Source organism: Mesorhizobium sp. M1C.F.Ca.ET.210.01.1.1, from assembly GCF_004791585.1.
Lineage (GTDB): Bacteria > Pseudomonadota > Alphaproteobacteria > Rhizobiales > Rhizobiaceae > Mesorhizobium.
On the sequence record NZ_SRUU01000010.1, the window covers coordinates 153,089 to 166,671 of the forward strand.

The window sequence follows — 13,583 nt, forward strand, 5'->3', positions numbered from 1 at the left end:
GGTCGAGAAGGAGGCCTGCCATGCATCCGGTCAGCTATCTGTTCGAGGACGTCTACCGTAACGATTGGGGCATCGCCTCGACCGCGCTCAGCGAGCGCCGCCGGGGCAAAACAAGCCCGTGGAGGCGTGAGCTGCGCTTCATCGTGGGGCGCAAGCGCGCCTGAGGCGCCAGCTTTTTTCGTGTCGATCGATTGGATCGATTCAATTCTAAGAGAGCAGTCATGCATCCGATCAGCCACCTCTTCCAGGACATTTATCGCAACTATTGGGGCATCTCGCCGGCGACCGACCGGCCGGAACGGCTGCGCGCGGCCGAGCCGGCAACGCGCAGGCGGACGCTGCTTCAGAAGCGCCGGTGACACCGGCGCGGCCCGTCGACGAACCTCGCCATCATGGACCGATCTGAGGGCGCGGACGCCACAACGCCGAGACCGCGATCGCCAGCCAGCCGGCGATCAGCAGGGTGCCGCCGATCGGGGCCGACATCGGAAACAGCCGCGAGCCGAGAAAATCCCGGGCGAGAAGATCGCCCGAGAACAGCAGCAGGCCGACGAGCAGCACCAGGCCTGCGATCCTGAGAGACCGGTTGCCGCCAATAAGGCCGATGGCGAGGAAGACCGGCGCATGCATCAACAGGAAAGACGCAGCCGTGCCGGTAAACGCGCCGCCGCGATGTGCGGCCGCCGCTGACAGCGCCACGCCTGCCGCGCCGACGAGACCACCCGCCAGCACCAGGATGCGGCTGCCGCCGTTTGAGGATTGCCCCGCAAGGCTCATTTTGATGCTCCGTCTTCCGTCGCGCGCCGATCAGGATTCGCCGGCTTCGAGCAGCATATGCCGCGCCCGCCGCGACTGGACAATCCAGTTGTAGACCGCGCCCAGCGCCATCAGCGCCGATGTGCCCAAAAACACCGCCCGCATGCCGAAATGGCCGCCGACGAAGCCGCCGGCGAGCGGTCCCGCGACCTGGCCCACATATTGCGCCGAGATTGAGAGACCGAGCACATTGCCGCCGACGCCGTCCGGGATGTTGTGGCGGATGACGCTCGTGATGCAGGGCAGGAGGCCGCCCAGCGCGAGGCCCATCAGGAAGCGCAGTCCGATCAACTGCCAGCTTTCGGTGACGAAGGCCTGTGGAATGAGCAGCAGCGCCGAGATGGCGAGCGCGCCGACGACGACATTCCAGTGGCCGACGCGGTCGGCGAGCTTGCCCAGCCATGACGAGGACAGGATCGTGCCGAGCGCTGCCGCCGACATCACCACGCCGGCGACCATCGTCACCTTGCTCTGGTCGTCCACAAGCTGCTGCACATAGACGGTGATGATCGGCTCGATCGACATGGTGGCGAACGCGAGCAGCATGCCTGTCGTCAGCATGGCGACGACCGGTCGCTGGTCGGGGATCTGCGACCAGCCGCTCTTCGGCTTTGCCGCCGAGACAGGTTTGGGCGCCGGCGGGTTTTCCTTGATCAGGAAGGTCGTGGCCAGGAAGGCGAGGAAGATGACGCCCCCGGACAGCAGGAACGTCGCGCGGATGCCGATCACAGGCGGCAGCAAACCGCCGAGCAGCGGGCCGACCAGCGAGCCCGCCGTGATGCCGGCCGACAGCACGCCGAGCGCCCAGCCGGAGCGCTCCTTCGGTGTCTGCATCGCCACCAATATCGTGGAACCCGAGGAATAGCCGCCGGCAAAGCCGATCAGGAGCCTCAGCAGCACCAATTGCCAAACACTCTCGACCATGCCGGTCAGCGACATGCATATCGCCATGCCGAACGAGGCGCGCTCCAACATCAGCTTGCGGCCATAGCGGTCGCCGAGGCGCCCCCAAAGCGGCGCCACCAGCGCCGCCGCGAAAAAGGTGGCGCCATAGGCAATGCCCGACCACTGCACGACCGCGGCATGGCCCTCGGCGCCCAGTTCTTCGACGTAGAGCGGCAGGAATGGCAACAGCAGCGTCATGGCGATCAGCATGCTGAACGATCCGGCGAAGCAGACGGCAAGATTGCGCCGCCAATGGATGTTGTAGCCGCTCTGTTCGGCGGTGTCGTTTGCCATACCATGCCTGCCCGGCAATCCGGGATTGTTCCGGATACCATTTTGGGATACCAACTTGGTATCCGTCATGAACCTCAACCCTGCCGCTGTCAATGCGGCGCCGAAGAGCGGACCGGCAATGTCGCAGATGCAAAATGTCGAAAGGCAGCTTCGCGAGATGATCCTCGGGCTGGAGATCGGCCCGGGCGAGAGGCTGACCGAGCGCTGGATCGAAAACCGCTTCGGCGCCTCGCGCACCCCGGTCAGGGCGGCGCTGCTGCGCCTCGAGACCGAAGGACTGATCGGCCGCGACGGCCGCGGCTGGACGGTGGCGCCCATCAACCTTGCCGAGCTTGGCCAGATTGCCGTCTACCGCGAGGCGGTCGAGGTGGCGGCGGTGAGGTTGACGGCAGCGCTCGAGGATCGCAGCGGGGTCGAGGTGATCGCGGCGATGCTCGATTCCTGCGACGCCGACACGCCGCGCGAGGAGTGGCACCGCGTCGGCATGGATTTCCACATCGAGCTGGCCAGGCTTTCCGGCAATGAATTCCTGTTGAGAGCCGTGCGCGATGCGATGACCAGGCTGTCGCGCGCCCGATGGCTGGAAGTGCGCGACGAGGCGGCGCTCAGCCGCGCCTGGGCCGAGCACCACGCCATCCTGGCCGCCGTGCGAACGGGTGACGCCGACGAGGCGGCGCGACTGCTCTCGGCTCATATCGCCGGCAGCCGCGACCGGCTGGTGACTTCGCTGCATGACGACCGGCGCGGACTGCGCGCCAGGGGTTTCGCCGTCGTCGCTGCCTGATCCCGCAACGCCGTCGAATATCAGGGCCTTGGCAAGTTCGCCCGGGCAAGCGGGCTTGCAAGATGTTCGGCACAATGCTGTAGGAGGCACGACGCCACATCTTTGAAACGACGGACGCATGGCTTCGCCCTTACGCACCGCAGCGCGGGTATTTTATTTCATACGCAACATCACGCGCGATGTGGTGCCGCAGGCTCTCTTTCGCCAGCGCCTGGCCAGCCGGCTAGAGCAGGCGAGGCTCTCCGGCAAGACGGTCCGCGACCGCGTCAACTACTACAACAAGCTCGACCATAGCTTCGTGCCGAGCGCGGCCGCCGTGCCGGCCGGTCAAATACCCAAGTTCGGGAGCATGTACTATTACGACCTGAAGGAGTTCGCCCGCTACTTCGATCGCGACCTGCTCATCGATCTCGAATTCGGCGATGTCGTCGACGTGCCTAAGATGCCGGCGATCGTCAAGGATCGGCCGATCCGCGACGACAACGGCAACGCCGTGATCATGAAGCTCGACAAGTTCCGCCATTTCAACATGCCGGGGGACACTCTGGCCTTCGCCGACAAGCGCCCGATGGCGGTCTGGCGCGGCCATTTCAACAATCCGATCCGCAAGCGGTTCGTCGATGCCGTGCGCAACCTGCCGTCCTGCGATGCCGGCTCGCCCAAGCCGGATGCGCCAGAGGGATACCGCAGGCCTTACCTGACCATCCCGCAGCAGCGGCAGTTCCGCTACATCGTCTCGCTCGAGGGCAACGACGTGGCGACGAACTTGAAATGGGTCATGAGCTCGAATTCGCTCTGCCTGATGCCGCCCCCGACCTATGAGACCTGGTTCGCCGAAGCCGAGCTCGAGGCCGATGTCCACTACGTGCCGCTGGCGCAGGACTTTTCGGACGTCGCCGACAAGATCGCCTATTTCGAAAAGCACCCGGCGGAAGCCCAACGCATCACAAAGGCGGCCAACGCCTATTGCCGCAAATTCAGCAACGAAAGGGACGAGCGAGCGGTCTCGCTGCTCGTCCTCTACAAATATTTCGTGCTGAGCGGCCAGATCGAACCTGACCCGGAAGTCTGGCGCTTCATCACGGGCTGACCCAGCCTTTTCGGGCACGGGACATTTGTGCAGCTCTCAGATATCGCTGCGGTCGAGCACCAGGTCGGCCGGGCCGAACCGGTCCTTGGCGGTGAACTGCTGGTGCCAATAGGGATAAAGCACCGGCGGCCGGCTGACGGCGTCGAGTCGCATGCGCTCGTCCAGCGACAGCGTCAGGCTTGCCGCGGCAAGGTTGTCCTTGAGCTGGGCTTCGTTGCGGGCGCCGATCACCAGCGAAGAAACGGCTGGGCGGCCGAGCAGCCAGGCAAGCGCCACTTGCGCCGCCGAAACGTCGCGCGCCTTGCCGATCTCGACCAGCACGTCGACGATCCGCCACAGCCTGTCCTCGTCGCGGATCGGCGGCTCCGACCAACCGCCAAGCTGGCGCGCCGTCGGGCTGTCGCGGCGGTATTTGCCGGAAAGCAGGCCGCCGGCCAGCGGGCTCCACACCAGCGCGCCGAGGCCCTGGTCGACCGAGATCGGCAACAACTCGTATTCGGCCTCGCGCGCTTCCAGCGTGTAGTGGATCTGCTGGGTGACGAAGCGCGGCTGATGATGGCTGTCGCTGATCGAGAGCGCCTTCATCACCTGCCAGCCCGAATAGTTGGAGCAGCCGACATAGCGGACCTTGCCCTGGGTCACCAGCGTGTCGAGCGCGGCGATCGTTTCCTCCAGCGGCGTGACGCCGTCCCACTCATGCAGGAAATAGATGTCGATGACATCGGTCTTGAGCCGCTTCAGGCTCCTTTCGCATTCGCGGATCAGGTGATGGCGCGACAGGCCTTCATCGTTGGGGCCGTTGCCGATCCGCATGCGCGCCTTGGAAGCAATGAGAACATCGTTCTTGCGCTTGCCGCCGAGCGCTTCGCCGACGATCTCCTCCGACAGGCCGTTCGAATAGACGTTGGCGGTGTCGATGAGATTGATGCCGGCGTCGATACAAGTGTCGATGATGCGCCTGGCCTCCGAAAGATCGGAATTGCCGACAGCGGCGAACGGGCCCGTGCCGCCGAAGGTCATCGTGCCGAGCGTCAATGTCGAAACCTTCAGGCCGGAACGGCCAAGGGTACGGTATTCCATGTCGGGGTCCTCGCGATTTTGTTTTGAAAAGGGCGCGCCGTGGCGGGCGCCTGAAAGAGGCGAGGGCATTTGTAGGACAATTCGAGCGGCTTGTCGCCCCGCGATCGATACGGACCGATCACATATCGGCTAGTGCGACATTGCCGGTCCCGCGCTTGCAATAAAACCGTCATTGCGGGTCTGTATCTCAGTCGGCTTACGGAGGTGTGTTTGCGGCGACGGCCGGGACGCATCCGAGGCGAAGGTGGCCGGCAGGCAGGAGCTGCGCGATGAACGAACTCAAACCGAATTCCGAGCCGAATTCCGGAGCCAAGGACTGGCTGGAAGCCGAGCTTGAGGACACGCTCGATGAGGACTACGAGCTGGAGATTTCCGAACCGGCGCTCTCGCTGGAGATCGCCAAGATCTACAAGAAGTCGCATCCGCCCTCCATCGACCGGATGACCTATTTCCGCGAATTGCTCAGGCTGCAGTCGGAACTGATCAAGCTGCAGTCCTGGGTCGCCTATCACAAGAAGAAGCTGGTGGTGATCTTCGAGGGCCGCGACTCCGCCGGCAAGGGCGGCGTCATCAAGCGCATCACCCAGCGGCTCAACCCGCGCATCGCCCGTGTCGTGGCATTGCCGGCGCCGACCGAGCGCGAGAAGTCGCAATGGTATTTCCAGCGCTACGTGCCGCATCTGCCCGCCGGCGGCGAGATCGTGCTGTTCGACCGTTCTTGGTACAACCGCTCCGGCGTCGAGCGCGTGATGGGCTTTGCCAACAAGGATCAGGTCGAAGAATTTTTCCACGACGTGCCGGAATTCGAGCGCATGCTGGTACGCTCCGGCATCACGCTGGTGAAATACTGGTTCTCCATCACCGACGAGGAGCAGCAGATGCGCTTTTTGATGCGCATCCACGATCCGATGAAGCAGTGGAAGCTGTCGCCGATGGACCTGCAGTCGCGCGTGCGCTGGGAGCTGTACACCAAAGCCAAGGAAGAGACCTTCGCCCGCACCAACATCAAGGAAGCGCCCTGGTTCATCGTCGAGGGCAACGACAAGAAACGGGCGCGGCTGAACTGCATCGACCACCTCTTGCAGCAGTTGCCTTACGAGGACGTGCCGCACGAGGAAATCACGCTGCCGGAACGCGTCTTCAACCCGGACTACGAGCGCCAGGTGCTGCCGCGCGAGCTCTACGTGCCGGAGAAGTATTGAGCGCTTTCTCCTCCTCTCCTTGTGGGAGAAGGCGGATCGGCGCGCAGCGCCGAGACGGATGAGGGGCGTTGGAAGAAATGAGGCGCTGACAAACCTGCCTTGTGCCTCCAGTCTGGGAGAGGGGTAGCGCCAAGCTGGAGCACCCCTCATCCGACCGAGCTTCGCTCGGCCACCTTCTCCCACAAGGGGAGAAGGGGAGGTCAGTTACGCCCGCCCAATCGTCACATGCGTCGCATCGGCCGTCGCGACCTGCCCGGTGCAGCGATAGCCGAGCTTCAGCATGTCCAGGCCGGCGAAGAGGTGCTCGCCTGACCCAAGCAGCACCGGCGAGATGGCCAGGTGCATGTCGTCGATGAGCCCCTCCTGCAGATATTGCCGGATGGTCGAGACACCGCCGCCGACGCGCACGTCCTTGCCGCCTGCTGCAGCCCTTGCTTGTTCGAGCGCTGAGTGAATGCCGTCGATGACGAAATGAAAGATCGTGCCGCCTTCCATGACGATCGGGTCGCGCTTGTGGTGGGTAAGCACGAAGGCCGGCACGTGATAGGGCGGGTTGTCGCCCCACCAGCCTTTCCAGTTGTCGTCCGGCCACTCGCCGCGGATCGGCCCGAACATGTTGCGGCCGAGAATCCAGGCGCCGACATTCTCGAAGCTGCGCGCTGCGAATTGGTCGTCTGCGCCAGTGGTTCCGCCATCCTTGCCGATCACCATCTCGCGAAAGGTGCGGGTGCCGACCATCCATTTGTGCAAACCTTCGCCGCCAACGCCGAGCGGATTGGTGAGGTCTTGGTCGGGACCGGCGCCATAACCATCGAGCGACAAGGTGAAAGCGTTGACACGCAACTTGGACATAATTGCTTCCTCCATAACCAGTTGTAAGTTGCAATCGGTTAATGGGTAACTTAACTGATTGTGAATTGCAAGCGGTATGTGGCGAAGAAACGCGATGAGACGCGCGTGATCGCGATAGGGCAGATTCGGGCGATCATCTGTTCGGCGTTTGTGGCTAGCGCCACCCTCGCTAGCCGCTCTCGCCAGCAGGCGCAGTTCGACCGGCCACAAGCTGGCGCTGCAATGCCATCAAAATGGCTTGGCCGAGCTCATCGGCTGCCTCGCAGTTCGACGACGCACGATAGTAGCCGTCGACGTAAAAGTTCAGACCGATGGCCAACAACTCAACGTCGCCGGCCGTCTCCAATTGTCGAACCACTCGTAATAGGTGGTCATGGAGATAGCGCGGACCATTTGCGTGAAGCGTGGAATCGTCAACCGGCGCCCCGTCGGACAGGACAAGCAGCATTTTCCGAGATTCAGGACGTTCTCGCAGTCGCCCGGCCGCCCATTCGATGGCTTCGCCGTCGATATTCTCCTTGAGCAGGTCCGGCCGCAACATCGGTTTGAGAGAATGACCGATACTGCTTTGTCGCGTATCGTCGGCCTCCCGGTAGACGATATGAAGCAGGTCGTTCAGCCTGCCCGGATTTTTGGGTCGGCCATCTGCATCCCAAGTGAGCCGGGATAGCCCGCCGCGCCAAGCGCGCGTGGTGAAGCCTAAGACTTCGACCTTTATGCCGAGCGTTCTAAGGAACTCCTGCGCAATGTCGACGGAAGCGGCGGCATACAGCATTTTATGGCCGCGCATCGATCCAGACTGGTCGACGAGAATGGAAACCACCGTGTTGGCAAGGTCGGCTGCCGACAGGTTGTTGCGGATCTTCGCCGCGACATCCGCCGCCAGGATCAGATGTTTCGTCTTCCAACTGGCCAGACCGCTTTCCAACTCGGCCCATGCGGCATCGAGGGCGGATTTATGTTTTTCCGAGAGCGGCCCTATGGCGCTGGACAACTTGGAACTCGGCACAATCCAGTCATGGAGCGTGACGTAGGCGTGATACCCGGGCGTAGTAGTGTCTCCGCGGGGCGCGGCCACGAACAATGTCCTGAAACGCTTGCCGAGCCCCCGCAGCAAGGCCAGCTATCCCCTCAGCATCTCTGCCACGGTCGGTGCGAAATAGGTGAGGATGCCGTCGCAGCCGGCGCGTTTTAAGGCGAGAAGCGATTCCAGCATCGCCTTTTCGCCGTCGATCCAGCCATTGGCGGCCGCCGCCTTGATCATCGAATATTCGCCGGACACCTGATAGGCGAAGGTCGGCATCTGAAGCTCGTCCTTCAGCCGGCGGATGATGTCGAGATAGGGCAGGCCGGGCTTGACCATCAGCATGTCGGCGCCTTCGGCGAGGTCCTGCTCGGCCTCGCGCACCGCCTCGTCGGAATTGGCGTGGTCGATGTAGTAGGTCTTCTTGTCGCCCTTGAGCAGGCCGGCGGTGCCGACGGCCTCGCGATAGGGACCGTAGAAGGCAGAGGCGAATTTCGTCGCATAGGACATGATCGCCACGTCCTGAAAACCGTTGGCGTCGAGCGCGTCGCGGATGGCGCCGATGCGGCCGTCCATCATGTCGGACGGCGCGATGATGTCGGCGCCGGCCGCCGCCTGGATGACTGCCGCCGCCGCCACCTGCTCCACCGTCTCGTCGTTGACGATGATGCCGTCGCGCAAAATGCCGTCATGGCCGTGGCTGGTGAACGGGTCGAGCGCGGCATCGGTGATGATGCCGATCTCCGGCACCGCGTCCTTGATCGCGCGCGTGGCGCGGTTGATGATGTTGTCGGGGTCGAGGATGTGCGAACCGGTCTGGTCGCGCAACGAAAGCTCGACATTGGGGAAAGTAGCGATCGCGGGGATGCCGAGCCTGGCGGCGCGCTCCGCTTCCTTGACCGCGAGGTCGACGGAGAGCCGAAAGACGTCCGGCATGGCGGCGATCGGCTCGCGCACATTTTTGCCGTCGACGACGAAGATCGGCCAGATCAGGTCGTTCACCGAAAGCTGGTTCTCCTGCACCAGCCGGCGCGACCAGTCGGCCTTGCGCATACGCCTCAGCCGCCGGCTGCCGGTGATCTCGTCGACGCTACGTGCGCCTGCGGGTTTTGCGGGGGTGAATCTGTTCATCGCCAAAACTCTCTTTTGGTTCCGGCTTTTACCACGCGTCCCAGCCGCTGACCAATGCGACACGATTGTGCCAGGGTCGGGCGAGGAACTTTACGGCTGTCCATTCCCCGACAAGATCTGCGCCGCGCCCCTCACAGCCACGCGAAAAGCCTCATCGAAGCTGACGCCGCGCACTTGCCAGCGATAGGTCTTGCCGCGGTCGCTGAGCCGCCAGTCGGCGATCCAGCCGAGGTCCTTGTCGCTCCACACGATGCTGCCGGCGAGAGCCTTGCTGGCGCCAGTTCCCTTTGCAAGCCGGTCGAGCCTTGCCATCTCGGCGACCTGCAACGCCCTTTCGTCGAGCCCGGCAAGCTGAGCAGCCTTTGGAAAGGTGACGCGCATCAGCATTGGCGCCGTGGCATTGTCGAAGGATTCGCGCATCGTCTCGCCGCGATCCTCGTCGGCCGTCAGCACGAAATGCCTCGCGCCTTGCTCGGCCGTGAGCAGGACGGCGAGCGTCGGCCGCTCGCCGAGCCAGGCCCTGCTGCCGAGCTGCGCCAGGAGCTTGTCGACCACGGCGGGCTTGTAAAGGCAGGTCAGATCGTGCGGCCTGTCATGCGTGCCTTGCTCGTCATGGATCGGAATGCCTTCCAGCCGGTCGTGATAGCGGAAGGATTGGACGAAATCGGCCGCCTTGCCGCGCAACGCCAGCATCTCCGGCTTCTGCGTCAGCCGCTGGTCGCCGGAAACCTTGACCAGCACCTTGTCCAGGCAATCTTTGAAGCCGATTTGCCGGTTCGGCTCGCCGGTGCCGGTGACGATGGTCTGCGCCTGGTAGAGTTCGGCGGTCGTCGCGGCGATGGCGGCGCAAGACATGAGGCAGAGGGCGATCAGACTGATCAAACTGGCTGCGAGGCGATAAAATCCAGACATGTCTTGCCGGTTGGTTCGAAGAGGTCATTTCTAGCACCGGGCGCGGATACCGGCCAATACTGGTTGCCGGCTAACCTGGGACAAAGGCATGGCTTTCATCTGGTTCGTCTATGCCGCCTGGCTGGTGCTGATTGTCTATCTGACTGTTCAGGCGATCGGTGTGAAACGCGATACCGAGCCGCATCTGCTGCAGAGTTTCGGACTGATGTTTGCCATGATCGCGGCTTTCCTGCTGCCGCGCCTGCCATTGTTTGGCTTCGTCAACTTCGCGCCCGTCAACCCCATCCTGAGCAGCATCGGCGCCGTTCTGGCGGTTGCCGGCATGGCGCTGCTGGTCTGGGCGCGGCAGACCCTCGGCCGCAACTGGAGCCAGACCGTTTCCGCCAAGCAGGATCATGAGCTGGTGACGTCCGGCCCATACCGCTTGCTGCGTCATCCCATGTACACGGGCGGCCTGCTCGCATGCATCGGCTCGGCGATCGTGGTGGGCGGGCCGTTCGTCTTTCTCCTCGTCCTGCTGGGGGCGATCTTTATCTGGCGCGTCGGCGCCGAGGATCGGCTTCTGGCGCGTCAGTTTCCCGATGAATTCCCGGGCTATGCGCGTCGAACCAACGCGCTCATTCCCTTCGTCTGGTAGTGCTCACCGCAAAAGGCTGGCCGTGTCGGGCACTCGACAATTGACGTCCGCGCGGTCGCCGCTTAGCACTTCAGTCCCCCTGGAAGGGCGGGGAGAAGGATTCTGCGGTGATGGATTTTGGCGGAGGCGACGAGATTCGCTTCGAGCGGCTGGGCAAGGCGGGCGTCGTCACGCTGACGCGGCCGCAGGCGCTCAATGCCGTCACCCACCGCATGGTCAGGGCGCTCGGCAAGGCGCTCGATGCCTGGGAGGACGATGCCGGCGTCGCCGTCGTCATCGTCAAGGCCGAGGGCAGGGCGTTTTCCGCCGGCGGCGACATCCTGCACATCTACGAGGCAGGCCGCGCCGGCAAGCCGCCGGTCGACTTCTTCGCCGACGAGTACCGGCTCAACGCCCGCATCGCGCGCTTCAGGAAACCCTATGTCGCGCTGATCGACGGCATCGTGATGGGCGGCGGTGTCGGCATTTCCTTCCACGGCTCGCACCGCGTGCTGACCGAGAACGCCCAGTTCGCCATGCCGGAGGTCGGCATCGGCTTCTTCCCCGACGTCGGCGCCAGCCATCTGCTTCCGGACCTCGGCGGTAGCTTCGGCATGTATCTGGGGCTGACGGGAAATCGCATCCGCTATGGCGATGCGCTGTGGTCCGGCCTCGCTACGCACACAATCAAGGCCGAGGACCAGGCCGGACTGCTCGACGAGCTGGCAGCGTCGGGCGACCTGGGTGAGGAGCTGCGCGGCTTCTTCACCCCGGCAAAGCGCGAGACGGAGCGGCAGGATCTGGAGGCGATCGCCCGTCATTTTTCGCAACCTTCCCTTGCCGACATCATCGCCAGCCTTGAGCACGCTTCCGCCGCCGACGCCTTCGCCGCCAAGACATTGGCGACGATGAGAACGCGTTCGCCGACCAGCCTCAACGTCGCCTGGCGCGAGATCAGCGCCGGGCTGAGGCTGTCGATGGACGAGTGCATGAAGATGGAGTTCCGCATCCTAAACCGAATGCTTACCGGCCACGATTTCTATGAAGGCATCCGCGCCGCCATCATCGACAAGGGCTCGAAGCCCGAGTGGCGGCCGGCAAGCCTCGAAGCGGTGAGCGACGCCGATGTCGACGCCTATTTCGCGCCGCTCGGGGCAGGGGAGCTCGAGCTGTGAGCGAGGTGACTTCCAGGCGCGTGGTGCTGCAGCCCTCGACCACCGAGGTCATCTTCGCCTGGTTCCAGCGCGTGATTGCCGGCTATTGCCTGCTCTTCGGCATCCTCTACTGGATCCGCCTCATCGGCATCTATCCTGGCGAGCTCTGGCGCTTCGACCTGATGCCGGTGCACTGGCAGGTGGCGGCGGCCACGCTTGCCGTCTTTTTTCCCTTTGCCGCCGCTGGTTTGTGGATGCTCGCCTCCTGGGGGCCGGTGATCTGGTTCATCTGCGCGGCGACCGAGACCGTCATGTATGCCGGCTTTCCCAACCTCTTCGGCCACCGGCTGCTGATCGTCGTCTCGCATGCCTGCGTGGCACTGCTCTACATCGTCTTCCGGGTGGTCATCTGGCTGCAGAAGCGCCAGCTCAGGCAGTGATGCATGTCGCCCGAAAGTGGGCAGCGGGCAGTGGTTTTGGGAGGACGACATTGCATCGAAACGAAGAGATGCATGTCGCCTGACAGCGGGCTGCGGCTCGGGTTGCCAGGCGGCTCCGGGGACCTAGATTCTGGGTCGGCGATTGCCCTAAGATCATTGGCTAAATCTTTAGGTTAATTGTTCTTGCGGGCGTGACCGTTCGTTAAGCCTCTTTCGAAACCTCTTACCGGTAAGCTCTTGTTAGCCCTGGCGTTTAAGTCGAATTTTATGAGTATTCGATAGTGTCGCGATCAAGGTGAAGAACAAAAAATCACCGGGCGACAAACGAGAGGCAAAGACAATGATCAATTCGCGTCCGGCGGCGAAGACCGCCAACGTATCCGACGACCGCCGCGAGGCGATCCGTTCGCTGTACATGGAATCGCTGCAGCTGGTGGAGCGCCTGCACCGCCGTCTGCTTGACGTGATCAAGGACGAGTTCGACCGCAACGGCCGCTCCGACATCAACGCCATCCAGGCGCTGCTGCTCTTCAACATCGGCAATTCGGAGCTGACCGCCGGCGAGCTGCGCTCGCGTGGTTATTATCTCGGCTCGAACGTTTCCTATAATTTGAAGAAGCTGGTCGACCTCGGCTTCATCAACCACCAGCGCTCGCGCATCGACCGCCGCTCGGTCCGCGTCTCGCTGACGCCGAAGGGCAACGAGGTGGCGGACGTCGTCGCCGGCCTCTACGAGCGCCATGTCGGCTCGATCGAGGCTGTCGGCGGCATCAACACCGACGAGTTCAAGCAGATGAACCGCGCCCTGCAGCGCCTGGACCGCTTCTGGAACGATACGATCGCTTATCGGATGTAAGCGCATTCGAAATCTGAGACATCAAAGCCACGCCGAAGAAGCGCGGCCGGGGGAAAAATATGGGGCTGGCGCCGAAGCGCGCCGGCCCTTTTCTTTGCCGAAGCCAGCTGCAGTGCGGAATTTGACCGCCGGGCGGCGCGACCGACTATCTGATCACCGACACGGACGAGAACGTGGTTCTCGATGGCTCGGGCGCCTCCGGTTACGACTATACAATCGATCAATTCAAAGCCCTGTGCCCGAACCGGATGAAGCAACGGCAAGCCTGCCGGGCCGGGTGCGATGCCAAAATGCATCGGTCCTTTTTCTTTGATCGCATCGCCGCAAGCAAATCGCGGGCCAAGGCCACGTTGCCGCCATAATCGCGGGCAATGCGAAGGGTGGGTG

At 63.3% G+C, this 13,583-nt stretch carries 16 protein-coding genes; 9 read left to right on the forward strand and 7 right to left on the reverse strand.

Going from position 1 to position 13,583, the window contains the following annotated elements; genetic code table 11:
* Window positions 1-20: 20 nt before the first annotated feature.
* Window positions 21-164 carry a hypothetical protein gene (locus tag EN853_RS33930; RefSeq protein WP_167524466.1) on the forward strand — a complete coding sequence of 48 codons (144 nt, stop codon included), beginning with the start codon at window positions 21-23 and terminating at the stop codon, window positions 162-164.
* Between the two features lie 57 nt (window positions 165-221).
* The gene (locus tag EN853_RS33935) at window positions 222-359 is read left to right on the forward strand and encodes a hypothetical protein (RefSeq protein ID WP_167524467.1); all 138 of its coding nucleotides are present in this window, start codon (window positions 222-224) and stop codon (window positions 357-359) included.
* A 31-nt stretch (window positions 360-390) separates the two neighbouring features.
* Here EN853_RS33935 and EN853_RS13895 read toward each other — a convergent pair whose 3' ends face one another.
* Complete coding sequence (locus EN853_RS13895; protein WP_127860334.1) at window positions 391-777, reverse strand: DUF423 domain-containing protein; 387 nt, start codon at window positions 775-777, stop codon at window positions 391-393.
* A gap of 30 nt (window positions 778-807) precedes the next feature.
* Window positions 808-2,055: an MFS transporter gene (locus EN853_RS13900; RefSeq protein WP_127860335.1), complete on the reverse strand. Its 1,248-nt coding sequence runs from the start codon at window positions 2,053-2,055 to the stop codon at window positions 808-810.
* A gap of 118 nt (window positions 2,056-2,173) precedes the next feature.
* Here EN853_RS13900 and EN853_RS13905 point away from each other — a divergent pair, with 118 nt between their 5' ends.
* Both EN853_RS13905 and EN853_RS13910 read left to right on the forward strand, forming a co-directional pair.
* Window positions 2,174-2,839, forward strand: a complete 666-nt coding sequence (locus tag EN853_RS13905) for a GntR family transcriptional regulator (RefSeq protein ID WP_127860403.1) — start codon at window positions 2,174-2,176, stop codon at window positions 2,837-2,839.
* A 118-nt stretch (window positions 2,840-2,957) separates the two neighbouring features.
* A complete protein-coding gene (locus EN853_RS13910) occupies window positions 2,958-3,929 on the forward strand; it encodes a glycosyl transferase family 90 (protein ID WP_127860336.1) in 972 nt (323 codons plus the stop codon).
* A gap of 36 nt (window positions 3,930-3,965) precedes the next feature.
* Here the strand turns inward: EN853_RS13910 and EN853_RS13915 are convergent, their stop codons facing one another.
* Window positions 3,966-5,009 (reverse strand): aldo/keto reductase, encoded by a 1,044-nt coding sequence (locus tag EN853_RS13915; protein WP_127860337.1) that lies wholly within the window; start codon window positions 5,007-5,009, stop codon window positions 3,966-3,968.
* A gap of 269 nt (window positions 5,010-5,278) precedes the next feature.
* Here EN853_RS13915 and ppk2 point away from each other — a divergent pair, with 269 nt between their 5' ends.
* Window positions 5,279-6,211 carry a polyphosphate kinase 2 gene (ppk2, locus tag EN853_RS13920; RefSeq protein WP_127860338.1) on the forward strand — a complete coding sequence of 311 codons (933 nt, stop codon included), beginning with the start codon at window positions 5,279-5,281 and terminating at the stop codon, window positions 6,209-6,211.
* Between the two features lie 204 nt (window positions 6,212-6,415).
* Here the strand turns inward: ppk2 and EN853_RS13925 are convergent, their stop codons facing one another.
* The 4 genes from EN853_RS13925 to EN853_RS13940 all read right to left on the reverse strand — a co-directional run bounded on the left by EN853_RS13925 (window position 6,416) and on the right by EN853_RS13940 (window position 10,100).
* Entirely contained in the window at window positions 6,416-7,063 is a 648-nt protein-coding gene (locus EN853_RS13925; protein ID WP_127860339.1) for a dihydrofolate reductase family protein, read from the reverse strand.
* A 169-nt stretch (window positions 7,064-7,232) separates the two neighbouring features.
* Window positions 7,233-8,180 carry a cobalamin biosynthesis protein CobT gene (locus EN853_RS13930; protein WP_167524468.1) on the reverse strand — a complete coding sequence of 316 codons (948 nt, stop codon included), beginning with the start codon at window positions 8,178-8,180 and terminating at the stop codon, window positions 7,233-7,235.
* A 6-nt stretch (window positions 8,181-8,186) separates the two neighbouring features.
* On the reverse strand, window positions 8,187-9,218 hold the full coding sequence (gene hemB, locus EN853_RS13935) for a porphobilinogen synthase (RefSeq protein WP_127860341.1): 1,032 nt from the start codon (window positions 9,216-9,218) through the stop codon (window positions 8,187-8,189).
* Between the two features lie 90 nt (window positions 9,219-9,308).
* Window positions 9,309-10,100, reverse strand: coding sequence for a DUF2066 domain-containing protein (locus EN853_RS13940; protein ID WP_245516965.1), 792 nt, complete (start codon window positions 10,098-10,100; stop codon window positions 9,309-9,311).
* Between the two features lie 118 nt (window positions 10,101-10,218).
* On the opposite strand from EN853_RS13940, the gene EN853_RS13945 reads away from it, so the two are divergent.
* The 4 genes from EN853_RS13945 (at window position 10,219) to EN853_RS13960 (ending at window position 13,196) form a co-directional block, all read left to right on the forward strand.
* On the forward strand, window positions 10,219-10,767 hold the full coding sequence (locus EN853_RS13945) for an isoprenylcysteine carboxylmethyltransferase family protein (RefSeq protein ID WP_127860343.1): 549 nt from the start codon (window positions 10,219-10,221) through the stop codon (window positions 10,765-10,767).
* A 110-nt stretch (window positions 10,768-10,877) separates the two neighbouring features.
* Entirely contained in the window at window positions 10,878-11,921 is a 1,044-nt protein-coding gene (locus EN853_RS13950) for an enoyl-CoA hydratase/isomerase family protein (protein ID WP_127860344.1), read from the forward strand.
* On the forward strand, window positions 11,918-12,340 hold the full coding sequence (locus EN853_RS13955) for a DUF6163 family protein (RefSeq protein WP_127860345.1): 423 nt from the start codon (window positions 11,918-11,920) through the stop codon (window positions 12,338-12,340). Before EN853_RS13950 ends, EN853_RS13955 begins: the two co-directional genes overlap by 4 nt.
* Window positions 12,341-12,680: 340 nt before the next feature.
* Complete coding sequence (locus EN853_RS13960) at window positions 12,681-13,196, forward strand: MarR family winged helix-turn-helix transcriptional regulator (protein ID WP_040983294.1); 516 nt, start codon at window positions 12,681-12,683, stop codon at window positions 13,194-13,196.
* The last annotated feature ends 387 nt before the right edge of the window (window positions 13,197-13,583 follow it).

Excerpts from the sequence above, each read along its gene's own strand:
- EN853_RS33930 (WP_167524466.1), top strand. The coding sequence starts at position 21 with ATGCATCCGGTCAGCTATCTGTTCGAGGACGTCTACCGTAACGATTGG.
- hemB (WP_127860341.1), bottom strand. The coding sequence starts at position 9,218 with ATGAACAGATTCACCCCCGCAAAACCCGCAGGCGCACGTAGCGTCGAC.
- EN853_RS13950 (WP_127860344.1), top strand. The coding sequence starts at position 10,878 with ATGGATTTTGGCGGAGGCGACGAGATTCGCTTCGAGCGGCTGGGCAAG.
- EN853_RS33935 (WP_167524467.1), top strand. The coding sequence starts at position 222 with ATGCATCCGATCAGCCACCTCTTCCAGGACATTTATCGCAACTATTGG.
- EN853_RS13960 (WP_040983294.1), top strand. The coding sequence starts at position 12,681 with ATGATCAATTCGCGTCCGGCGGCGAAGACCGCCAACGTATCCGACGAC.
- EN853_RS13925 (WP_127860339.1), bottom strand. The coding sequence starts at position 7,063 with ATGTCCAAGTTGCGTGTCAACGCTTTCACCTTGTCGCTCGATGGTTAT.
- EN853_RS13895 (WP_127860334.1), bottom strand. The coding sequence starts at position 777 with ATGAGCCTTGCGGGGCAATCCTCAAACGGCGGCAGCCGCATCCTGGTG.
- EN853_RS13910 (WP_127860336.1), top strand. The coding sequence starts at position 2,958 with ATGGCTTCGCCCTTACGCACCGCAGCGCGGGTATTTTATTTCATACGC.
- EN853_RS13905 (WP_127860403.1), top strand. The coding sequence starts at position 2,174 with ATGTCGCAGATGCAAAATGTCGAAAGGCAGCTTCGCGAGATGATCCTC.
- EN853_RS13900 (WP_127860335.1), bottom strand. The coding sequence starts at position 2,055 with ATGGCAAACGACACCGCCGAACAGAGCGGCTACAACATCCATTGGCGG.
- EN853_RS13945 (WP_127860343.1), top strand. The coding sequence starts at position 10,219 with ATGGCTTTCATCTGGTTCGTCTATGCCGCCTGGCTGGTGCTGATTGTC.
- ppk2 (WP_127860338.1), top strand. The coding sequence starts at position 5,279 with ATGAACGAACTCAAACCGAATTCCGAGCCGAATTCCGGAGCCAAGGAC.
- EN853_RS13915 (WP_127860337.1), bottom strand. The coding sequence starts at position 5,009 with ATGGAATACCGTACCCTTGGCCGTTCCGGCCTGAAGGTTTCGACATTG.